The 21,303-nt window shown below is 65.0% G+C and carries 22 protein-coding genes; 11 read left to right on the top strand and 11 right to left on the bottom strand.

Annotated elements, in window-relative coordinates:
• Positions 1-58: 58 nt before the first annotated feature.
• The 5 genes from U873_RS0110200 (at position 59) to U873_RS0110220 (ending at position 5,815) form a co-directional block, all read left to right on the top strand.
• Positions 59-1,612, top strand: a complete 1,554-nt coding sequence (locus U873_RS0110200) for a sugar ABC transporter ATP-binding protein (RefSeq protein ID WP_025128160.1) — start codon at positions 59-61, stop codon at positions 1,610-1,612.
• A gap of 70 nt (positions 1,613-1,682) precedes the next feature.
• Positions 1,683-2,705 (top strand): ABC transporter permease, encoded by a 1,023-nt coding sequence (locus U873_RS0110205; protein WP_025128161.1) that lies wholly within the window; start codon positions 1,683-1,685, stop codon positions 2,703-2,705.
• A gap of 364 nt (positions 2,706-3,069) precedes the next feature.
• Positions 3,070-3,474 (top strand): TraR/DksA family transcriptional regulator, encoded by a 405-nt coding sequence (locus tag U873_RS0110210; protein WP_011060892.1) that lies wholly within the window; start codon positions 3,070-3,072, stop codon positions 3,472-3,474.
• Between the two features lie 380 nt (positions 3,475-3,854).
• Positions 3,855-5,477: a methyl-accepting chemotaxis protein gene (locus U873_RS0110215; protein WP_025128162.1), complete on the top strand. Its 1,623-nt coding sequence runs from the start codon at positions 3,855-3,857 to the stop codon at positions 5,475-5,477.
• Positions 5,478-5,596: 119 nt separating this feature from the next.
• The gene (locus tag U873_RS0110220; RefSeq protein ID WP_029978304.1) at positions 5,597-5,815 is read left to right on the top strand and encodes a hypothetical protein; all 219 of its coding nucleotides are present in this window, start codon (positions 5,597-5,599) and stop codon (positions 5,813-5,815) included.
• Here the strand turns inward: U873_RS0110220 and U873_RS0110225 are convergent.
• Both U873_RS0110225 and U873_RS0110230 read right to left on the bottom strand, forming a co-directional pair.
• Positions 5,812-6,051 carry a DUF2789 domain-containing protein gene (locus tag U873_RS0110225; RefSeq protein ID WP_025128163.1) on the bottom strand — a complete coding sequence of 80 codons (240 nt, stop codon included), beginning with the start codon at positions 6,049-6,051 and terminating at the stop codon, positions 5,812-5,814. The two genes, U873_RS0110220 and U873_RS0110225, sit on opposite strands and share 4 nt — an antisense overlap.
• A gap of 229 nt (positions 6,052-6,280) precedes the next feature.
• Positions 6,281-6,511, bottom strand: a complete 231-nt coding sequence (locus U873_RS0110230) for a hypothetical protein (RefSeq protein ID WP_025128164.1) — start codon at positions 6,509-6,511, stop codon at positions 6,281-6,283.
• Positions 6,512-7,181: 670 nt separating this feature from the next.
• Here U873_RS0110230 and U873_RS0110235 point away from each other — a divergent pair.
• From U873_RS0110235 to U873_RS0110245, 3 genes are all read left to right on the top strand, one after another.
• Positions 7,182-7,652, top strand: coding sequence for a hypothetical protein (locus U873_RS0110235; RefSeq protein WP_025128165.1), 471 nt, complete (start codon positions 7,182-7,184; stop codon positions 7,650-7,652).
• Positions 7,652-7,855 (top strand): hypothetical protein, encoded by a 204-nt coding sequence (locus U873_RS0110240; protein WP_025128166.1) that lies wholly within the window; start codon positions 7,652-7,654, stop codon positions 7,853-7,855. Before U873_RS0110235 ends, U873_RS0110240 begins: the two co-directional genes overlap by 1 nt.
• 133 nt (positions 7,856-7,988) lie before the next feature.
• Positions 7,989-9,005 carry an ABC transporter substrate-binding protein gene (locus U873_RS0110245; RefSeq protein WP_025128167.1) on the top strand — a complete coding sequence of 339 codons (1,017 nt, stop codon included), beginning with the start codon at positions 7,989-7,991 and terminating at the stop codon, positions 9,003-9,005.
• 486 nt (positions 9,006-9,491) lie between these two features.
• On the opposite strand, the gene U873_RS0110250 is transcribed toward U873_RS0110245, so the two are convergent.
• On the bottom strand, positions 9,492-11,627 hold the full coding sequence (locus U873_RS0110250; RefSeq protein ID WP_025128168.1) for a TonB-dependent siderophore receptor: 2,136 nt from the start codon (positions 11,625-11,627) through the stop codon (positions 9,492-9,494).
• An 88-nt stretch (positions 11,628-11,715) separates the two neighbouring features.
• Positions 11,716-12,102: a DUF2946 domain-containing protein gene (locus U873_RS0110255; RefSeq protein WP_025128169.1), complete on the bottom strand. Its 387-nt coding sequence runs from the start codon at positions 12,100-12,102 to the stop codon at positions 11,716-11,718.
• 96 nt (positions 12,103-12,198) lie between these two features.
• On the opposite strand from U873_RS0110255, the gene U873_RS0110265 reads away from it, so the two are divergent.
• Entirely contained in the window at positions 12,199-12,636 is a 438-nt protein-coding gene (locus tag U873_RS0110265) for a DUF3995 domain-containing protein (RefSeq protein WP_025128170.1), read from the top strand.
• 49 nt (positions 12,637-12,685) lie between these two features.
• Here U873_RS0110265 and U873_RS0110270 read toward each other — a convergent pair whose 3' ends face one another.
• Genes U873_RS0110270 through U873_RS0110295 form a run of 6 tightly spaced genes read right to left on the bottom strand, consistent with a single transcriptional unit; the run spans position 12,686 to position 18,758 of the window.
• Complete coding sequence (locus tag U873_RS0110270) at positions 12,686-13,054, bottom strand: Na+/H+ antiporter subunit G (RefSeq protein ID WP_025128171.1); 369 nt, start codon at positions 13,052-13,054, stop codon at positions 12,686-12,688.
• Complete coding sequence (locus tag U873_RS0110275) at positions 13,051-13,329, bottom strand: K+/H+ antiporter subunit F (RefSeq protein WP_016962858.1); 279 nt, start codon at positions 13,327-13,329, stop codon at positions 13,051-13,053. Before U873_RS0110275 ends, U873_RS0110270 begins: the two co-directional genes overlap by 4 nt.
• Complete coding sequence (locus U873_RS0110280; protein ID WP_025128172.1) at positions 13,326-13,814, bottom strand: Na+/H+ antiporter subunit E; 489 nt, start codon at positions 13,812-13,814, stop codon at positions 13,326-13,328. Before U873_RS0110280 ends, U873_RS0110275 begins: the two co-directional genes overlap by 4 nt.
• The gene (locus U873_RS0110285) at positions 13,811-15,499 is read right to left on the bottom strand and encodes a monovalent cation/H+ antiporter subunit D (protein WP_025128173.1); all 1,689 of its coding nucleotides are present in this window, start codon (positions 15,497-15,499) and stop codon (positions 13,811-13,813) included. Before U873_RS0110285 ends, U873_RS0110280 begins: the two co-directional genes overlap by 4 nt.
• Complete coding sequence (locus U873_RS0110290) at positions 15,496-15,840, bottom strand: Na+/H+ antiporter subunit C (protein WP_011060906.1); 345 nt, start codon at positions 15,838-15,840, stop codon at positions 15,496-15,498. Before U873_RS0110290 ends, U873_RS0110285 begins: the two co-directional genes overlap by 4 nt.
• Positions 15,840-18,758, bottom strand: a complete 2,919-nt coding sequence (locus U873_RS0110295) for a monovalent cation/H+ antiporter subunit A (RefSeq protein ID WP_025128174.1) — start codon at positions 18,756-18,758, stop codon at positions 15,840-15,842. Before U873_RS0110295 ends, U873_RS0110290 begins: the two co-directional genes overlap by 1 nt.
• 223 nt (positions 18,759-18,981) lie before the next feature.
• On the opposite strand from U873_RS0110295, the gene U873_RS0110300 reads away from it, so the two are divergent.
• The gene (locus tag U873_RS0110300) at positions 18,982-19,317 is read left to right on the top strand and encodes a hypothetical protein (protein WP_025128175.1); all 336 of its coding nucleotides are present in this window, start codon (positions 18,982-18,984) and stop codon (positions 19,315-19,317) included.
• 418 nt (positions 19,318-19,735) lie between these two features.
• On the opposite strand, the gene U873_RS0110305 is transcribed toward U873_RS0110300, so the two are convergent.
• Complete coding sequence (locus U873_RS0110305) at positions 19,736-20,743, bottom strand: DMT family transporter (protein WP_081818636.1); 1,008 nt, start codon at positions 20,741-20,743, stop codon at positions 19,736-19,738.
• Here U873_RS0110305 and U873_RS0110310 point away from each other — a divergent pair.
• Entirely contained in the window at positions 20,738-21,301 is a 564-nt protein-coding gene (locus U873_RS0110310; protein WP_025128177.1) for a helix-turn-helix domain-containing protein, read from the top strand. The genes U873_RS0110305 and U873_RS0110310 overlap by 6 nt on opposite strands.
• Positions 21,302-21,303: the final 2 nt, after the last annotated feature.

Genomic DNA, 21,303 nt, shown 5'->3' on the forward strand with positions numbered 1-21,303 from the left:
TCAACCTTCATCACGCTGGCCGGGCGGCCTCGATGCCCGGCTGCCGGAGTCGCCGATCATGAACGCTGCTTCGAGTCTTGCCCATCCGGGGCCGCTGTCCGCGGCGCCGGTGACCGGGCCATATCTGTTGGAAGTGATCAACGTCAGCAAGGGCTTTCCCGGGGTGGTGGCCCTGTCCGAGGTGCAACTGCGGGTGCGCCCCGGCACGGTGCTGGCGCTGATGGGGGAGAACGGTGCCGGCAAGTCGACGCTGATGAAGATCATCGCCGGCATCTACTCGCCCGACTCCGGCGAGCTGCGGCTCAAGGGCCGCCCGGTGGTTTTCGGCTCGCCGCTGGCGGCCTTGCAGGCAGGCATCGCGATGATTCACCAGGAGCTCAACCTGATGCCTCACATGAGCATCGCCGAGAACATCTGGATCGGCCGTGAACCGCTCAACAGCCTGCGCATGATCGACCACCGGGGCATGCACCAGCGCACCAGCGCCTTGCTTGCGCGCCTGCGCATCGACCTGGACCCGCAAGAGCTGGTGGGCAGCCTGAGCATCGCTGAACGGCAGATGGTGGAGATCGCCAAGGCGGTGTCCTACGACTCCGACGTGCTGATCATGGACGAGCCGACCTCGGCCATCACCGACAAGGAGGTGACGCACCTGTTCTCGATCATTGCCGACCTCAAGGCCCAGGGTAAGGGCATCATCTACATCACCCACAAGATGAACGAAGTGTTTGCCATCGCCGATGAAGTGGCGGTGCTGCGCGACGGCGCCTACATCGGCCTGCAACGGGCCGACAGCCTGGACGGCGACAGCCTGATCTCGATGATGGTGGGGCGTGAGCTGAGCCAGCTGTTTCCGGTGCGTGAGCAACCCATCGGCGAATGCCTGCTGAAAGTCCGCGACCTGCGCCTGGACGGGGTGTTCGACGGCGTGTCGTTCGACCTGCACGCCGGGGAAATCCTCGGCATCGCCGGGCTCATGGGCTCGGGCCGGACCAACGTCGCGGAGACCCTGTTCGGCATCACCCCCAGCGATGGCGGGCAGGTGCACCTCGACGGCCAGGTGCTGCATATCCGCGAACCCCACATGGCCATCAGCCAGGGCTTTGCCCTGCTGACCGAGGACCGTCGGCTCAGCGGCCTGTTTCCCTGCCTGTCGGTCCTGGAAAACATGGAGGTGGCGGTGCTGCCCCATTACGCCGGTGGTGGCTTCGTCCGGCACAAGGCCTTGCGCGCCCTGTGCGAAGACATGTGCCGCAAGCTGCGGGTCAAGACCCCGTCCCTGGAGCAGTGCATCGACACCCTGTCCGGCGGCAATCAACAGAAGGCGCTGCTGGCGCGCTGGCTGATGACCCAGCCACGGATCCTGATCCTTGACGAACCGACCCGGGGCATCGACGTCGGGGCCAAGGCCGAGATCTACCGCTTGATCGCCAGCCTCGCCGAGCAAGGCATGGCGGTGATCATGATTTCTTCGGAACTGCCCGAGGTCCTGGGCATGAGCGACCGGGTCATGGTCATGCACGAGGGCCAACTGATGGGCACCCTGGACCGTTGCGAGGCGACCCAGGAGCGGGTCATGCAACTGGCCTCGGGCCTGGACCGGGTGCACTAGACATTCAACCGATGGGCGCCGCAGCGGGGTGATTCGCGCCGGTGGCGGCCTTGATCAAGGTGGACGGGTTATGAACGCAATTTTGCAAAACAAACCGGCAGCGGCGACGCACAAGCGCAGTCGGCGGCTGCCCAGTGAACTGAGCATCCTCCTGGTATTGATCGGCATCGCTCTGGTGTTCGAGCTGTTCGGCTGGATCGTTCGCGACCAGAGCTTCCTGCTCAACTCCCAGCGCCTGGTGCTGATGATCCTCCAGGTGTCGGTGATCGGCCTGTTGGCCATCGGCGTGACCCAGGTGATCATCACCACCGGCATCGACCTGTCGTCCGGCTCGGTGCTGGCCTTGTCGGCGATGATCGCCGCGAGCCTGGCCCAGACCTCGGACTTCAGCCGCGCGGTGTTCCCTTCACTGACCGACCTGCCGGTGTGGATCCCGGTGCTGGCCGGGCTCGGCGTCGGCCTGCTGGCGGGGGCCATCAACGGCAGCGTGATTGCCCTGACCGGCATTCCACCCTTTATTGCCACCCTGGGGATGATGGTTTCGGCCCGGGGCCTGGCGCGCTACTACACCCAGGGCCAGCCGGTGAGCATGCTGTCCGACTCCTACACGGCGATCGGGCATGGGGCGATGCCGGTGGTGATCTTCCTGGTGGTGGCGGTGATCTTCCACATCGCCCTGCGCTATACCCGGTACGGCAAGTACACCTACGCCATCGGCGGCAACATGCAGGCGGCGCGCACCTCGGGGATCAACGTCAAGCGCCACCTGGTGATCGTCTACAGCATCGCCGGGCTGCTGGCGGGGCTGGCCGGGGTGGTGGCCTCGGCGCGGGCGGCCACGGGGCAGGCCGGGATGGGCATGTCCTACGAACTGGATGCCATCGCCGCAGCGGTGATCGGTGGCACCAGCCTGGCCGGTGGGGTGGGGCGCATCACTGGCACGGTGATCGGTGCGCTGATCCTCGGGGTCATGGCCAGCGGCTTCACCTTCGTCGGCGTCGATGCCTATATCCAGGACATCATCAAGGGCTTGATCATTGTCGCGGCGGTGGTCATCGACCAGTACCGCAACAAGCGCAAGCTCAAACGCTGAAACCTTTCATTGGCGCTTGCAAAACGCCTGGGAAATACGCTCTATTGCACCGCTGCACAGGCAGCAATCCGCTGCGCGGCACTGCCGTTTGTCTTCTAACAGACCTGCGCATATGGAATTTTTTGTTATAAACGCACTCCGATAGAAGCCACCAAAGCCCGCAATTGCGGGCTTTGCCAGCTTTGTCGGACAGATTGACTGTCATTTCAGTTGCTGCGCCCTCAAACCGGCCTTAGACTGCCGCCCCTCGTAAATTGAGTGCCGGGTGGCGCTTGGAAGGTATGGCGCCTTTCTGATGACCTGACGGGTCAACCGGAAACAGTTTGAATTCGCCTTAATGCACGTATTTTTTATAGAGAAATCAATGACCAAGGAAAAGTTGCTGGCCATGCCGGCGGATGACTACATGAATGCCGAGCAGCACGCTTTTTTCAGCGATCTGTTGCAAGCCATGAAGGTGGAAACCCACGAGCGCATCGAACAGAACCGGATCGCCATTGAAAGCCTGGACACCCCGGCTGACCCGGCCGACGCTGCTTCTGTCGAAGAAGAGCGCACCTGGTTGGTCAACGCCATTGATCGCGACCAGCGCATGCTGCCGCAACTGGAGCAGGCCCTGGGCCGGATCAGCGACGACAGCTTTGGCTGGTGCGACGACAGCGGCGAGCCGATCGGCCTCAAGCGCCTGCTGATCAGCCCGACCACCAAGTACTGCATCGAAGCCCAAGAGCGCCACGAGCAGATCGACAAGCATCAGCGTCAGGCCTGATAACAGCAGCTTCAGGTTGCAAGCTTCAAGCGGCAAGAGGGGCATCGGGCCAATGAGTTTCCCAGATCGCCTTCCTCAGATCGGATCTGATCCACACGCTTGAAGCATCGCCAGTCCGGGCGCAAGGAGCGCGCCCACCGCCCCCATCTCCAACTCCCCCCGCTTGCTTGCCGCTACAAACTTGCCGCTTGCCGCTGCTTTTCATTGATCTCCTGCAACCCCCGCCTTCCCAGACCCATGAATAATGCCCGGCACACAATGCTTGCTGCTTGTGGCTCGACGCTTGCCGCTGCTTTTTTTCCTACTAATGGACCATGGATAATGGCCTTCTAGTGGCGTCTAATGCTGGCAAACAATTAGAACGAAATGGGGTGACCACGATGTCAAGAGAAGGATCTCTAGCGGTGCCTGTCGCGCAACCGCTGGCAGCACCCGCTGCCGCCCGTTGGTGGGCGCCGTCGCTGCAGAGCGCGGCGTTGATGGGGTTGTTCAGTGCCCAGGCGCTGGGCGGCTGGTCGCTGTATGTGTGCCTGCCCCTGGCGGTGCTGGTGGTCTGGCTGCCGCGGCTGCGCACCCGCAAGGTGCCGGCGGCGCCTGCGGCCAGCGTGGACAACGAGCTTTCCAGCCTGACCCGCGACCTGTCCTACAGCACCACCCATAACGCGCTGTCGGCGGCGGGGGTGGCCTATTCGGTGACCCAGTTGGCCAGCAAGCTGCAATCGCAGCTGGACGCGGCGGCGCGCATCGTCGGCAACGCCCAGGTGATGATCAAGACCGAACAGGCCACCTCGCAGCTCAGCCAGCAGGCCCTGGGGGCCGCCAGCGAGGCCCATGCCAGCAGCGCCGAAGGGCGCACGGTGCTGGGCGAGTCGATCAACCGCATGCATTCGCTGAGCCAGCGGGCCAATGGCAGCCGCGAGCTGATCGAGGCCCTGAGCCAGCGCAGCGAGGAAATCCAGCGGGTGACCCTGGTGATCCAGTCCATTGCCAGCCAGACCAATCTGCTGGCCCTGAACGCCGCGATCGAGGCAGCCCGGGCCGGGGAACACGGTCGCGGTTTTGCGGTGGTCGCCGACGAGGTGCGCGGGCTGGCCGGACGCACGGCCACCGCCACCGATGAGGTCGGGGTGATGGTGGCGGATATCCAGCAACGCACCAGTGATGTGGTGGAGCAGATCCGCCAGCTGTCGGACGACCTCAACCTGGGGGTCGAGCAGGTGGAGCACACCGGCCGCCACCTGGATAACATCGCCCGTCTGGCGGCGGGCGTGGAAGAGCAGGTCAGCGAGATCGCCCGCGGCGCCGAGACCAATCGCGAGCAACTGGACAGCCTGTTCCATGCCGTGGAGCAGATGCGCAGCGACCTGGCGGTCAGCGACCAGCAGACCCGTCGCCTGGCCGAGGCCGCGGTGCAGATGGAAGGGCAGGCGGAAACCATCAGCGAACGCCTGGCCGTGGTCGGGCTGGACGACTATCACCAGCGCATCTATGACCTGGCTCGCGAAGGCGCGCGGCGCATCGCCGAGCAGTTCGAGGCGGACCTGGAGCAGAACCGCATCAGCCTCGACGACCTGTTCGACCGGCACTACCAGGTGATCGCCAATACCGACCCGGCCAAGTACCAGACCCGCTTCGACCGCTACACCGATCAGGTGCTGCCGCCGATCCAGGAATCGCTGTTGCCACGCCATGACGGCCTGGTGTTCGCCATTGCCTGCACCCAGGAAGGGTACGTGCCGACCCACAACACGGTGTTCTCCCAGCCACTGACCGGTGACCCGCAGGTCGACAATCTGCACAACCGCAGCAAGCGCAAGTTCTCCGACCGCACCGGCATCCGTTGTGGCAGCCACCAGCAACCGCTGTTGCTGCAGACCTACACCCGGGATACCGGTGAACTGATGCACGACCTGTCGGTGCCGATCATGGTCCGTGGCCGGCACTGGGGCGGCCTGCGCCTGGGCTATAAACCCGAGCAGGCACCACCGCGCAGCACCGCCTGAAGACGCGATTGTTACCAGGCAGGTAACGCTGCTGTGCACAAACCGCCTGTTTCAGGAGCGCCGAAGTGATTAGTATGCCGATATCGTTAGGCAGCTAACTAATTCGCCGAGGAGGCTCCATGCACAGCAAAGTCGATGTGGCAGTGATGATAGGCAGTGGCGTACCGAGTGCGCTGCGGGCCCTGGGGCGCAAGGCGTGCTGGGTGGTGCTGGTCAATGGCGAGCAGCGCGGCACCGCCTTTGCCAGCCGCAGCGAAGCCGAGGAGTGCCGGCAGGCCTGGCAGGAACAATTGGCACAGTGCCAACCCGGCCAGCAGCCCCTCAAGCATTCTGCCTAGCCTGCCTGGTGCAGGCGCAGGTTGAGTTCGTCGACCACCGGTGCCCAATCGGCATCTGCCTGCAGTTGCTGTTTGAGGAAGGCCGCTTGGGGCGCGCTCCAGAACGGGGCATCCACCAGTTTGCGGTCTTCGCCCAGGGGCGAATGCCGGGCAATGAAGGCCTCAATCGCGGCCGGGCTCGAATCCAGGCCCAGTTGGTCGAACAGGCCTTCGAGGGTATGGGTCGGTGCTTGCATGCTGATCTCCTGGCTTGATGGGGCAACCCAATCGTTGCCTCTGAGCATCTGAGGCACTGGCGACGTGCAAGTTCGATCGCAGTGGGCAGGGGGAAGAGGGGGAGGCGCGGTGCGGGGGCAGGGCGTGCAGGCGAGTCACTGGCTGCAAGCTTATCGTCATGATGCGCTTGAGCGGATCTCGCCTGGGTCGCGGTCGCGCCGCCGGGTCCTTGGCGAGCGCGTCAGGCAATCAGGCGTTCAGGGCGCCCTGGTCGATGGCCAGCTTGAGGGCCTTGGCGGATTCCCGGGCCGCCGTCATGGCTTCTTCAGCGGTCTTGAACCAGCGATCGCGTTCCACCTGGTGGAAGGTGATCTGGGTCAGTGGGGGTTTGGCGCGCATGGCAATCACGGCTTGGAACTCGCCTTCGACTTCTCTGCACTCGCCACGAATGAAAAACTCGCCAATATCTAGTTCGGTCACTTCTAGCCTTCCCTTGGAGATGAGTGAGTGCTGAACCTGTGCCAGGGGCCCAGGCCCAACCAATGGCAGAGTATGGCAGTTGTTGCGTGGCGGCGGGCTGAGTTATGTCATCTGGACTCCAGGCGGAGATTATTCTGATGATCTACGTGGAAACTTCTTGTGATGGACTTCAACAATACAGGCCACAGTTGCAGAGTATGTGTGGGGGTAATAAGGGACGTTCGAGCGGCGACTCCGGGCAACGTTACCTGTTGCAGTGCAAGAGTGACCTTTGTATCAATGCTCGAGTGTGCCGAGGTCGATCGCTTTAAATAGTCGAAATGCACTAAGTTGCTCTAGAATTGCCTCTGCAACCCGAAGCGGCTGTCGATTGTTGGACGCATGACCCGGGGGCCTCCAGGCCTGGAGCCTGTTTCTGCCCTCGTCCCGGATGTCGCGCCGCCACGCTTTGCAGGGTTCCAGAGCCTACTCCTCAAGCCTTCGACATCTGCCTGGTGCATCGGCGAAATGCCCCTTGCTCAGTGCCGGTACCAGCGCCGTGGCCGGGAGTGCCAGGTTCATTTGTGTGTTTTTTAGGTCAGTGATTGAGGTGACCACGCCGTCATGGCGGTTTTTTTGTGCTGTCCGTTTTTCCTCGGGCGGCACCATTTTGAGTATCGGGGAGTGTTCCTTGGCAGTAAGTAATCTTGAAATGCATGCGTTGTTCGTTTTGGGCGATTTGCGCGCAAAGCTGGTCAAACAGTTCCAATCCCGTTTTGTCTACATCACCGAACAATCCGCCGAAGGCTTCTACATCGCCGAGATCGATACCGAGACGGCACTGGTGGTGGACGACAAGCCGCGCCTGGAGCTCAAGGTCGGCGATCATTTTCGCGCAGCGGTGTTGCCCAGCCGGGAAGGCGGCAAGCTGGAGATCCGCTTTCGCGAGATCAAGCTGACGGTCTACGGCCTGGGGGACTATGCCTTTGTCAGCAGCCCGCAGGGGCAGGGGATCGTGTTCCGGGAAGGGCATTCGGTGGTGATGGTTTTCGCCGCCAATGAGCAACTGCAGGAAGGCTTGAGCAAGACCCTGAAGGCGGTGGCCAGCAAGGCCGCGAAATTCCGCAAGGGCGAACTGGTGAGCTTCAAGGCCAGCGAGTGATGAGCCAGAGTCGCGCCGAATTTCACCAGATGCACCAGCAGGCGGCCTGCGACGAGGCCCAGCGCCTGTTCGCCAGCAAGGCCCAATTGCAGGGGGCCTGGCTGAGCTGGGTGGCCGCCCAGTTGTACAACCTGCGCCCGGCGGCCTACGCCAGCATGGTGCGCCGCGAGTTGCAGCGGCTGCAGGAGCCGGCGGATCCCTGAAGGCCGGCCTGGGATGATCCAGGATTGCAAATGCGGAACCTCTACTACAGTCAGTTGACTTAAAGCTTCAGGGGCCTTGCGTGAGTCACGGCAAGACCCGTTGCCCCGTCCCGACTGCAAGAGGTGTATCCCGATGAAAGGATTTCGAGCGCTGCTGGCCGGCAGCCTGTTGACCCTGGCCGCCTTGAGTACGCCTCAGGCGGCAGGAGCGGCGCCGCAGCCGATTCACTTCGCCGACTTGAACTGGGAAAGCGGCAGCCTGATCAGCGAGATCCTGCGGGTGATCGTCGAGCGTGGCTACGGCTTGCCCACCGACACCTTGCCCGGCACCACCATCACCCTGGAAACCGCCCTGGCCAACAACGACATCCAGGTGATCGGTGAAGAGTGGGCCGGCCGCAGCCCTGTCTGGGTCAAGGCCGAGGCCGAAGGCAAGGTGGTGGCCCTGGGAGACACGGTCAAGGGCGCCACCGAAGGCTGGTGGGTGCCGGAATACGTGATCAAGGGCGATCCGGCCAGGGGCATCAAGGCCCTGGCGCCGGAGCTGCGCAGTGTGACCGACCTGGCGCGCTACAAGGAGGTGTTCAAGGACCCGGAGAACCCGAGCAAGGGCCGCTTCCTCAACAGCCCGATCGGCTGGACCTCGGAAATCGTCAACCAGCAGAAGCTCAAGGCCTATGGCCTGCAGGACAGCTACGTGAATTTCCGCAGCGGCTCCGGCGCGGCCCTGGACGCCGAGATCAGCTCGTCGATCCGCCGTGGCAAACCGATCCTGTTCTATTACTGGTCGCCCACGCCCTTGCTCGGGCGCTACAAGCTGGTGCAGTTGGAGGAGCCGCCTTTCGACGCCGAGGCCTGGAAGACCCTGACCGACGCCGACCACCCCAACCCGCGCCCGAGCCGCTCCCTGGCCTCGAAGCTGTCGATTGGCGTGTCCGCGCCGTTCCAGAAGCAGTACCCGCAGCTGGTGGCCTTTTTCAACCAGGTCGACTTGCCCATCGATCCCCTGAACCAGGCCCTGGCACAGATGAGTGAAAACCACAGCGCCCCTCGTGACGCGGCCCAGGCCTTCCTCAAGCAGCACCCAGACCTCTGGCGCAACTGGTTGCCCGAGGACATCGCCGCCAAAGTCGCCGCCTCCCTGCCATAGGCGCCGGCTTGCCAGCGAAGAGGCCCGCGCGACATACGCGAGCCCCGGAGCTTCGCTGGCAAGCCAGCTCCTACGCTCGCCCAGACACCCCGCGATATCCCCGTAGGAGCCGGCTTGCCGGCGAACTGGCCCGCGCGACATACGCGAGCCCCGAAGCTTCGCTGGCAAGCCAGCTCCTACGTTCGCCCTGACACCCCGCGATAATCCCGTAGGAGCCGGCTTGCCGGCGAACTGGCCCGCGTGACATGCGCGAGTCCCGGAGCTTCGCTGGCAAGCCAGCTCCTACGTTCGCCCTGACACCCCGCGATAATCCCGTAGGAGCCGGCTTGCCGGCGAACCGGCCCGCGTGACATGCGCGAGCCCCGGAGCTTCGCTGGCAAGCCAGCTCCTACGCTCGCCCTGACACCCCGCGATGTCCCCGTAGGAGCCGGCTTGCCGGCGAACAGGCCCGCAAGCCATGCGCCAGCCCCTACGCGCGCAGCCGGATCAGAAGCGGGTCTGCACCGCCAGTTCGAAGGTGCGTGGCGTACCCAGGTAATAAGCCGGCGACACATGGGCGAACTTGCCGTAGGTCTCGTTGGTCAGGTTGCGTACCCGGCCGGTGATGCTGGTGTGGCTGTCGACCTGGTAGCGCAGGAAGCTGCCGTACAGGGTGTAGGCGGGCAGGGTCAGGGTATTGGCGTTGTCGGCGTACACCGAAGCCACGTAGCGCGCATCGACCCCGGTCTGCCAGCTCGGGGCCAGGTCGTAGGTCAGCCACAGGTTGGCCACCCGCTGCGGGACGTTGGTCGGGGTGTTGCCCTTGCGCGAGACCACCGCGCCGCTGGCGACTTTCTCGTTGAACTCGCCATACTCGGCATCCACCCAGGCGAAGTTGGTCTCGGCCAGCAGCTTGGGGGTGATGCGCAGGGAGCTGGCCAGCTCGATGCCCTTCGAGGTCTGCTGACCCACCGGCAGGCTGTTGGCCGGGTCCAGTGGATCGGTCACGGCGAAGTCCTTGCGCTCGATGCGGTAGGCCGCCAGGGTCGCCGTGCCGCGTCCATCCAGGTAGTCGAACTTGCTCCCCACTTCCCATTGCTTGCCGGTGGACACCTCGAAGTTCTGCGGGCCGCTGGGCTGTTCGGCGGCCGTGCTGTACTGCACGTAGACATTGGCACTGGGGAGGAACTGCCAGGTCAGCCCGAGGCGCCCGGTGACCGGCTCCCAACTGCGTTTCAGGTGGCGTGGATTGCTGGCGGTGACCAGCCGATGGTTGGTCACGTCCAGGTCGATGGCGTCGTAGCGCAGGCCGCTGAGCAGTGACAGTTCATCGCTCAGGGCCAGGCGATTCTCGATGAACAGCGCGCGGGTGGTGACCTGGTTGGTCTTGTCCTTGACCCAGCCCTGGCGGGTGCCCGGCAGGCCGTAGAAATACCCGGGCTGGAAGTTGTCCGGGTCGACGCTGTTCCTGGCCGGTACGTTCGCTGGCGAGTTGGTGCTGCTGTTGACCTTGTATTCGAAGCCTGTGGACCAGGTGGTGTCGAGGCCCAGCAGCCGGTCCTCGTGGCGCAGCTCGAACTGGTTGCCGCTCTGCGTGCCCTGGTGTCGTACCAGGTAAGCGGTGGAGCGGTCCACCCGGCTGTTGTCGGCGTTGTACTGGTAGGTCTCCAGGTTGCGGTAGTCGCGCTGGCTGTCCAGGTGGTAGAGGGTGTTGCGCAAGCTGGTGTCGGGGCTGATCCGGTAGTCGATGATCGAGCGCAGCCACACCGTGCGCTGTTCATACAGGCCGTCGGCGACGTTGTAGTTGTTGAAGCGGTTGTGCCGGTCGATCTTCATCTCGCCGGCCTTGGGGTTGCGCACCGGGGTGCCCCAGTAGGGGCTGTCCTCGTGCTCGTCCTGGTATTCCAGCGCCAGGGTGTGGGACAGGTCCGGGGTCAGGTCGCTGAGCAGGGAGAACGCCAGGCTCCAGGCGTCGCGCTGCTGGCGGTCGATGTAACCGTTGCTGGTGTTGTGACTGACATCCAGGCGCGCGTAGTGCTGGGTCTCGGCGCCGGCGGGACTCAACCGATGGTTGAGCCCGAAAGCGCTCTGGGTGGTGTCGTAGCTGCCGTAGCTGAGCAGGCCCTCGGCGGCCTGGTCGCGCCGCTCGGCGAGCTTGGTCACGTAGTTCAGTGAGCCGCCCACGGAGCCGGCGCCATTGATCAGCGACGAAGGCCCGCCCACCAGTTCCACCCGGTCGTAGATCCAGGCGTCCACCGGCCTTGCCAGGCCGGTGGCGACATTGATGCCGTTGAACATCTGGGTGATCTGGCTGCTGGTGAAGCCCCGGTAGGAGATGAATCCGCCGAAGCCCGGCGGGGCGCTGGCATTGACCCCGGGCAGGGTGTTGGCGGCGTCCTGGAAGGTCTGGGCACCACGGCGCTCGATGTCCTGGCGATTGGCCACGGCCACCGAGGCCGGCGTCTCGCGCAGGCTCAGGCCGAGGCGCGAGGCCATGCCGCTGGATTGCTCCAGGGACAGGCCGGGCTCGGCGTCCGGCTCTTCGGCGCCAATGGTGGTAGGGGCCAGTTCGAGGCCGGCCTGGCCCCAGGCATTGACGGACAGGCAGCCCAGCAGGCTGGCCAGCAAAGGAAGGTGTTTCATCGGTGCATCCTGAATTCTTGGCTAGGAAAGGGCCCACGAACGCGCGCCGCGCAAAAGGCGCAGTGGGCAGGTTGAGCTCGAGCAAGAATCAGGCGAGGGGCGGTGCCCGGGGATGGGCCGTGGGCCAGGTAAAGCGGGCGGGAAGGTGAGGCTGGGCCTGGGCCGCCACTGGCGGCGCCTGGGGCTGCGGCAGCAGCGCCAGGTTGACGCTGGAGTTGAGCGCCGGGCCCATGCCACCGCTGGAGCACAGCGGGCAGCCAAAGGCCTTGGACAGGGTCGGCAGGGAGCCCTGGTCGGCGGGTTGCTGCAGCGGCGCCTGGGTGTTGGGATCAACGCTGCAGAACTGCCCGCCGATGCCGTTGAGCTGCATGCCCAGCATCTGCCCGTGGCCGATGCTGCAGGCGAACACGTTGAACAGGACGCAGCAGTAGAGCATCCAGGCAACGAGCGAGCGATCGGAACGGGCGAATTTCATGGGGCGGCACTTTACCATCGACGGCGACGAACGTACTTACAAAAACGAGCAATCGGGTCCATTCTTCAGCGACATTTTCTACACGGACGTCTGAACATGAATCTTCTGCTCGCACAGGGGGTGGCCGGCATTTTCCTGATGACCAGCCTGATCCATCTGTACTGGGCCGCTGGCGGCAAACGTGGCAGTGATGCGGTGATACCCGAGGTGCCGGGACCGGTTCCCGGCCAGACCCAGCCGGCGTTCCGGCCCCCGACCTTGGCCACGCTGCTGGTGGCGGTGGGGCTGCTGCTGGTGGCGATGCTGGTGTGCCTGCGGGTCGGACTCTACCTGCCGACGGTGACCCACCCCTCGCTGCAGTGGGTGATCAGCGGCATTGCCCTGCTGATGTTCGCCCGGGCCATTGGCGACTCCGAGCTGGTGGGTTTTTTCAAGGAAGTGCGGGACTCGAGATTCGCCCGCCTCGACACCCTGTTCTATTCCCCCCTGTGTGTGGTGCTGGGGGCCGGGCTGCTGGTGCTGGCCTGGGCCTGAGGCCATTACGCGGGCCGTGACGGCCCGCTGCAGGCGCTGCACAACCGCCTTAGTTGCCGGCCTCCCGGCGCTTGCTGCTGACCTCCGCCGGTACGTCGTCGCCGGCCATGCGCTTGCGAAACAGCGCCGCCCGGGCCAGCAGCAGGGTGGTTACCGGCACGGTGATCGACAGCAGCACCGGGATCAGCCACGCATGCAGCACCGGGCTGGACTTGAGCGCCGAAAAATACAGGATCGAGGCCAGGGCCACGCTCCACGAACCCATGGTCGAGGCCAGGGCCGGCGGATGCATGCGCTGGAAATAACTCTTCATGCGCAGGATGCCCAAGGCACCGATCAGGGCGAACAGGCTGCTGATCAGCAACAGCAGGGCCACCAGGACCTCCACCCACAGTGGCAGTTGTTCCAGGCTGTTCATTCGATCACCTCGCCACGCAAGAGGAATTTGGCCAGGGCGAACGAGCCGACGAACCCGAACAGGGCAATCAGCAGCGCCGCCTCGAAGTAGGTGTCACTGGCATAGCGGATGCCCAGCACCAGCATCATCAGCATCGCCAGGATGTACAGGTAGTCCAGGGCCAGGACCCGGTCCTGGGCCGAGGGGCCCTTGAACAGGCGCACCAGGGTCAGGACCATGGCCAGGGAAAACAGGAACAGGCTGAGCAGGATCGCGTTGGTCAGCAGCACGCTCATTCGAAGATCTCCATCAGCGGGCGCTCGTAGGTGGCCTTGAAGTGCTGGATGAACTGCGCCTCGTCCTCCAGGTTGAACACGTGCAGCAACAGGATGCTGCGGTCCAGGGACAGTTCCGACCAGACCGTGCCCGGTACCACCGTGGTGATGGTCGACAAGGCCGCCAGGCCGTTGGCATCGCGCAGGTCCAGGGGGATCTTGACGAAGGCCGAGCGCATCGGGCGCCGGCCTTCGTTGAGCACGCCCCAGGCCACCAGCAGGTTCGACACCAGCACATCGCGGCCCACCAGCAGGAACAGGCGCAGGATGGTCCAGGGCCGGCGGATGCGGATCGGCAGTGGCCGCAGCGGGCGCATCAGCAGCGGCGCGAGAAAGCCCAGCAGGCCCCCCAGCAACAGGTTGCCGGGGCTGAGGGAGAGGTTCAGCACCAGCCACAGCAGCCACAGCGCCAGGGACAGGAAGGGGGCGGGGAACAGCCGCTTCATGGTTGCACCTCCACAGACAGCGCGGCCTTGGCCTCGGGGCCGAGCACCGTACGGGTGCCCAGCACCGCCATCACGTAATGCTCGGGGTGGTTGAGGCTGTCGGCGGTGGCCTGGGTGAAGCGCAGCAGCGGCTCGGCCTTGAAGGTCAGCAGGATGCAGAGCCCCAGCAGGACCACGATCGGCACGCATTCCAGACGTCGCAGGACTGGCGACGGCCGCTCCTCCGGGCTCCAGAAGCGCTGGATGCCCACGCGGGCGAAGGCGATCAGCGAGGCCAGGCCGGAGAGAATCAGCAACGCCAGCAGGCACCAGGCGGCCACCGGGATCGGTGCCTCGGCACTGCTGCCCAGGCCCAGGGGGTTGAGCAGGGCGGCGATCAGGTTGAGCTTGCCGATGAACCCTGAGAGCGGCGGCATGCCGATGATCAGCAGTGCGCAGGCAATGAAGCTCAAGCCGAGGAAGGCCATGGTCCAGGGGATCACCTGGCCGACCACCACCTTCTGTTCGTCGTCGAGGTTGCTGCCCCGGGGCGGATGCAGGGACTCCAGGGGCGCCGGGAGGATTTCGCCTTCGTCTTCCAGGGGCAGTTCATTGGCCGAGCGCGAACGCTCGATCAATTCCGCCAGGAGGAACAACGCGCACAGCGCCAGGGTCGAGCTGAACAGGTAGAACAGCGCCGCACCGGTGAGGGCCGGCTGGGCGAAGCCGATCACCGAGATCAGGATGCCCGCCGAGACCAGGATGCTCAGGCTGGCCATGCGTTCCAGGCGCTGGGCGGGGAGGATCGCCAGGGCCGCGCAGAAGATCGTCGCCAGGCCGCCGTACACCAGCCACTGGCTGCCGAAATACGCCGAGGCCCCGGCTTGCCCGGAGAACAGCAGGGTCCACAGGCGTAGCACGGTATAGACCCCGACCTTGGTCATGATGGCGAACAGCGCCGCCACCGGTGCACTGGCCGAGGAGTAGGCCGGCACCAGCCAGAAGTTCAGCGGCCACATCCCGGCCTTGGCCAGGAAGGCGATGGCCAGGATCGCCGTGCCGGCATGCAGCAGGCCGCGATCGGCTTCCGGCACCAGGGGGATCTTCATTGCCAGGTCGGCCATGTTCAGGGTCCCGGTGACCCCGTAGATCATTGCCGTGCCGATCAGGAACAGCGACGAGGCCAGCAGGTTGATGGTGATGTAGTGCAGCCCCGAAGACACCCGCGCCCGTCCCGAGCCGTGCAGCATCAGGCCGTAGGAGGCCGCCAGCAGCACTTCGAAGAACACGAACAGGTTGAACAGGTCGGCGGTGAGGAAGGCGCCGTAGAGGCCCATCAACTGGATCTGGAACAGCGCGTGGAAGCTGGCCCCGGCGCCGTCCCAGCGGGCCATGGCGAACAGCAGCGCGCTGACCCCGATGATCCCGGTGAGCACCATCATCAGCGCCGACAGGCGATCGACCACCAGGACGATGCCAAAGGGCACCTGCCAGTTGCTCGGCAGGTACACGCCGAAAGAGCCGGTGGCGCCCTGGACCTGGGTCCAGTACAGCAGGTAGCAGGCCAGGGCCAGCCCCAGCAGGCTGGAGAACAGGTTGATCCGGGCCTTGAGCGGGCGGTGCTTTTCCCCCAGCAGCAACATGATCGCCGCGGTCAGCAGCGGCAGGAGGATGGGCGCGACTATCAGGTGCGACAACAGACTCATTCCTTGGGCTCCCGGCCGTCGACGTGGTCGGTGCCGGTCAGGCCCCGGGAGGCCAGGAGCACCACCAGGAACAGCGCGGTCATGGCGAAGCTGATGACGATGGCGGTGAGCACCAGCGCCTGGGGCAGCGGGTCGGTGTAGTGCAGCAGGTCCTGGGGCACGCCGTCCTTGACGATCGGCTCCTTGCCGATGAACAGGCTGCCCATGCTGAAGATGAACAGGTTGACCGCGTAGGACAGCAGGCACAGGCCCATCACCACCTGGAAGGTCCGGGGCCGCAGCACCAGCCAGACCCCGGAGGCGGCGAGGACGCCAATGGCGATTGCGATGACTTCTTCCATCAGGCGGCTCCGCTCTTGATCAGGGATTTGGATTGGCTGGCCGGCTTGTGGGCCCGCACCGACTGGTGCGCCAGGGCCGTGAGGATCAGCAGCGTTGCCCCCAGCACCACGGCATACACGCCGATGTCGAAGAACAAGGCGCTGGCGATATGGATATCACCGAACAGCGGCAGGTCCACGTGCAGGGTGTGGGTGGTGAGGAACGGGTAGCCCCAGAACAGCGCGCCGAGGCCGGTGGCCAGGGCGAACAGCAGCCCGGTGCCCATCCAGCGCAGCGGCCGCAGGCTCATCTGCGCCTCGACCCACTGGGTGCCGGCCACCATGTACTGGAGAATGAAGGCCACCGACATCACCAGCCCGGCGACGAAACCGCCGCCCGGCAGGTTGTGCCCGCGCATGAACAGGTAGAAGGACACCACCAGGGCGATCGGCAGCAGCAGGCGCACCAGCACCGCCGGCACCATCATGAAGCCCAGGGCGGTGTCGCTGGCCTGGCGCGGGTTGACCAGGTCGGTGACCACGTCCGGTGCCAGCAGGCGCTGCTGCGCCGGCAATTGCATGCTTTCCTTGGGCGGGCGGAAGCGCCGCAGCAGGGCGAACACGGTCAGTGCCACCGCGGCCAGCACGGTGATCTCGCCCAGGGTGTCGAAGCTGCGGAAGTCCACCAGGGTCACGTTGACCACATTGGTGCCGCCGCCTTCGGGCAGGGCCCGGCTGAGGTAGAACGAGGAGATGTCGTTGGGCGTCGGGCGGGTCAGCATGGCGTAGGACAGCAGCGCCATGCCCACGCCCACGGCGATCGACAGGCTCAGGTCGCGCAGGCGACGGATCCGCGCCTTGGGCAGGCTGCTGGGCAGCGGCGAGACTTCTTCGATCCGCCGGGGCAGCCAGCGCAGGCCGAGGAGGATCAGCACCGTGGTCACCACCTCCACCACCAACTGGGTCAGGGCCAGGTCCGGGGCCGAGAACCAGACGAAGGTCACGCAGGTCATCAGCCCGCAGACGCTGACCATGGTCAGGGCCGCGAGACGGTGGTACTTGGCCTGCCAGGCGGCGCCCAGGGCGCAGGCAATGGCCAGCAGCCAGAAGGTCACGAAGACGATGGAGCCGGGGATCTTCGGCCGGTCGCCCCAGGTCAGGCTGCTGTAGAGCATGGGGATCAGGCCGGCCACCACGGCCGCCAGCACCAGCAGGAACAACTGGCTCTGCAGGCGCTTGGTGCTCAGTTGCCGTTCCAGGCGCCGGGCCAGGCGCATGCTGCTCACCAGGCTGCGTTCGAACAGGCGCTTGCCGTTGAAGCGACCCACCCCCGGCGGATAGGCGAAGCGCCCCAGGACCAGCGGCTTGCGCAGCAGCAGGTAGAGGACGATGCCGCAGGACATGGCGATCAGGCTCATGATCATCGGCGCGTTGAGGCCGTGCCAGATGGCCAGGCTGTATTCGGGCAGGGTGCCACCCACCACCGGCAGTGCGGCGGCGGCCAGCAGCGGGCCGATGATCTGTGCCGGGAAGATCCCCACCAGCAGGCAGGTGAACACCAGCAGCTCCACCGGGGCGCGCATCCAGCGCGGCGGCTCGTGTGGCGTATGGGGTAGGTCGGTGGCCGGCTCGCCGAAGAACACATCGACGGTGAAGCGCAGGGCATAGGCGACGCTGAAGGTGCCGGCGATGGTGGCGATCACCGGCAGGGCGATCTCGACCCAGGCGCTGGAGTTGATGAACACGGTTTCGGCGAAGAACATTTCCTTGGACAAGAAGCCGTTGAGCAACGGCACCCCGGCCATGGAGGCGCTGGCAACCATGGCCAGGGTCGCGGTGTAGGGCATCAGCTTGATCAGGCCGTTGAGCTTGCGGATGTCGCGGCTGCCGCTTTCGTGGTCGATGATCCCCGCGGCCATGAACAGCGAGGCCTTGAAGGTGGCGTGGTTGAGGATATGGAACACCGCCGCCACGGCCGCCAGCGGGCTGTTCAGGCCCAGCAGCAGGGTGATCAGGCCCAGGTGGCTGATGGTGGAGTAGGCCAGCAGGCCCTTGAGGTCGTTCTGGAACATGGCGCAGTAGGCGCCCAGCACCAGGGTGCAGGCCCCGGCGCCGCTGACGATCCAGAACCATTCTTCACTGCCCGACAGCGACGGCCACAGGCGAGCCAGGAGGAACACCCCGGCCTTGACCATGGTCGCCGAATGCAGATAGGCCGAGACCGGTGTCGGTGCGGCCATGGCGTGGGGCAGCCAGAAGTGGAAGGGGAACTGCGCGCTCTTGCTCAAGGCACCGAGCAGAATCAGGGGTAACAGGATCGGGTAGAGGGCGTGGGCCCTGATCGTGTCGCCGGCAGCTAGTACCTGATCCAGGTCGTAGCTGCCGACCACATGGCCGAGCAGCATGACCCCCGCCAGCAGGCACAATCCCCCGGCCCCGGTGACCATCAGCGCCATGTAGGCGCCGCGCCGGGCATCGGAGCGGTGGTGCCAGTAGCCGATCAGCAGGAACGAGAAAAGACTGGTCAACTCCCAGAAAAACACGATCTGGATCAGGTTGCCGGAGATCACCAGGCCCAGCATGGCCCCCATGAACGCGAGGAAAAACGCGAAGAAGCGCGGCACCGGATCCTGGGCCGACATGTAATAGCGTGCGTACAGCGACACCAGCGTGCCGATGCCCAGCACCAGCAGGGAAAACAGCCAGGCGAAACCGTCCAGGCGCAGCACGAAGTTCAGCCCCAGGCTCGGCAGCCAGGCATACTCCTCGCGAATCACTCCGCCATCGGCGATCTGCGGGTACAGCAGGGCCACCTGGACGGTGCCGACCAGGGCCACCAGGCCCGCCAGCAGGGATTCGGTATTGCGTGCGTTGTGCGGCAACAGGGCCGCCAGACAGCTGCCTATGAACGGCAGAAGCAGTAGAACTATCAGGGACATAGGCTTCTAATCTGCGGAAAAGTATGACGCATAATACGTGCCAGGCCCTGGATCACCAACCGCCATGCTGGGCCAGGCTGCCATAAGAAATGTTACATGCGCTTTCAAAGGTAGGAGACAAATGCCCGATGCGCCCACTTACCGGGAGCTGCAGGGCAAATGTGCTGCCCAAGACAACCCGCTACAAGGATCGCTGACGGTGCACCTCAATCAAGGATCGGCCATGGGCCGGATTATTCGACGCGTATGTTTCGCGCTGTTGTTCACCTGTTTCGGCGCGGCGCTGGGGCTCGGACTGGAACATTTTCTCAACCGCCCCGAGATGCTCAAGACTCGCCAGGCCCTGGTCATCGAAGGCCCGTTGGGGGATGACCGCAGCTACGTGCTGCCGCCGGGCACGGTGCTCTACTTCGACCGCGCCTTTGCCGAAGGGCACAGGCTCTACCACGCCTATTTCTATTATCACGGCGAGCCCGAACACGACCGGGTGCTACTGGAACCCAAGCACAAGGGCTCGCTGACCGTCCCCACCTGGCTCTACGGCCCCGAGTCCCGGTAGGCGCTGGCATCCAAGCCCGCCTTCGCCGGCAAGCCGGCTCCTACAGATCCCCCACGATATCTCTGTCAGCCGTAGGAGCTGGCTTGCCAGCGAAGAGGCCCTCAAGACCGCCTTCGCCGGCAAGCCGGCTCCTACAGTGCCCACAACTAACCCTGCCAGCCGTAGGAGCTGGCTTGCCAGCGAAGAGGCCCGCAAGACCGCCTTCGCCGGCAAGCCGGCTCCTACAGTCCCCACAACTATCCCTGCCAGCCGTAGGCGCTGGCTTGCCAGCGAAAGGGCCCTCAAGACCGCCTTCGCCGGCAAGCCGGCTCCTACAGTCCCCACACCTATCCCTGCCAGCCGTAAGAGCTGGCTTGCCAGCGAAAGGGCCCGCAAGACCATCATCACCAGCAAGCCGGCCCCTTCCGCGGGCCGGTGCTCAGGACTCCAGCGCCTCGCCACTCGGTTGCCCGGCTTCTGCCTTGGGTTTCCATTCGCTGATGATCACCGCCAACACGATCAAGGCGCCGCCCAGCAATGCCAGCCCCGGTAGGCGTTCGCCGACGATCCGCCCGATCACCCCGGCCCACACTGGTTCACCGGCGTAGATCAGGGTGGCGCGGGTCGGCGAGACGCTTTTCTGCGCCCAGTTCATCGCCACCTGGATCGCCGCGCTGGCGGCGCCCAGGCCCAGGGCGCTGGCCAGCAGCAGCCAGGAAAACCCCGGCAACGCCTCGCCGGTCGGTCCCACCATGGCAAAGGCCAGGAGCGAGGTGACGGCCAGTTGCACCACGGTGACCCGGCGCACATCCACACGCCCGGCGAAACTGCTGATCATGATGATCTCGGCGGCGATCGCCACAGTGCTGATCAGGGTGGCGATCTCCCCCGGGCTGAAGTCCAGGGAGGCGCCGTTGGGCCCGGACAGCAGCATCAACCCCGTGAATGCCAGCATGATGCCGATGCTCGGCAGCAGCCCCGGGCGCCTGCCCATGAACAGCCATTGCAGCAGTGGCACGAAGGGCACGTAAAGAGCGGTGATGAAGGCCGACTGGCTGCTGGGGATGCTTTGCAAGCCCACGGTCTGCAGGCCGTAGCCGAGCATGATGGCGGTGCCGATAAAGCCGCCGGCCCGCAGCTCGAACAGGGTCAGGCCGCGCAGGTGGCGCAGGGAAAACAGGGCGACGATGCAGGCCGCCGCGGCGAAGCGCAGGCCGACGAAGAACATCGGCCCGCTGACGGTCATGGCCTGTTGCACCAGGTAGAAGGTGCCGCCCCAGATCATGGTGATCAGCACCAGTACGGCTTCGGCCTTGCTGAGTTTGAACTGCAATCTGCGGGAGGGGCTGGACGTCATGGCCTTGCGTGCTACCTGAGGGGGACGCACAATGCGCCGGAAGTTGGGCAGTATACTGCGCAGGCCTGGAGAGTGAGCAATATAGTGCACAAAGAAAACAGCCAGCGGGCTTCGGTCCTGCAACACGTCAGCCTCAATGTGCGGCGCCTGCGCCATGCCGCCGGCCTGAGCCAGAGCGCCCTGGCGGAAAAGTCCGATGTCAGCCGGCGAATGCTGGTGGCCATCGAAGCGGGGGAAAAGAACGTCAGCCTCGGCACCCTGGACCGGGTGGCCGAAGCCCTGGATGTGGCCTTCAGCGACCTGATCCAGGCCCCCGGTTCCCCGGACCCGAGCCGTATCAACGAACTGGCCTGGGCCGGTGTCATTCCCGGTAGCAAGGCGGTACTGCTGGCCAAGGCCGAGGCCCGGCGCGAAGTGGAACTCTGGGAGTGGCAACTGGAGCCGGGGGAGATCTACCGTTCGGAATGCGACGCCCAGGGCTGGAGCGAACAGATCTATGTCTTCGAAGGCAGCCTGACGGTGTTCTTCGGCGACAGCGAGCGGCGTTTGCACAGCGGTGAGTTCTTCATGTTCGCCAGCCATGTGCCCCACGGCTATCGCAATGATGGCACCCAGGCCACGCGCTTCGTGCGCAATGTGGTGATCTGAGG

The organism is Pseudomonas sp. PH1b (assembly GCF_000633395.1).
In the GTDB taxonomy this organism is placed as follows: Bacteria; Pseudomonadota; Gammaproteobacteria; order Pseudomonadales; family Pseudomonadaceae; genus Aquipseudomonas.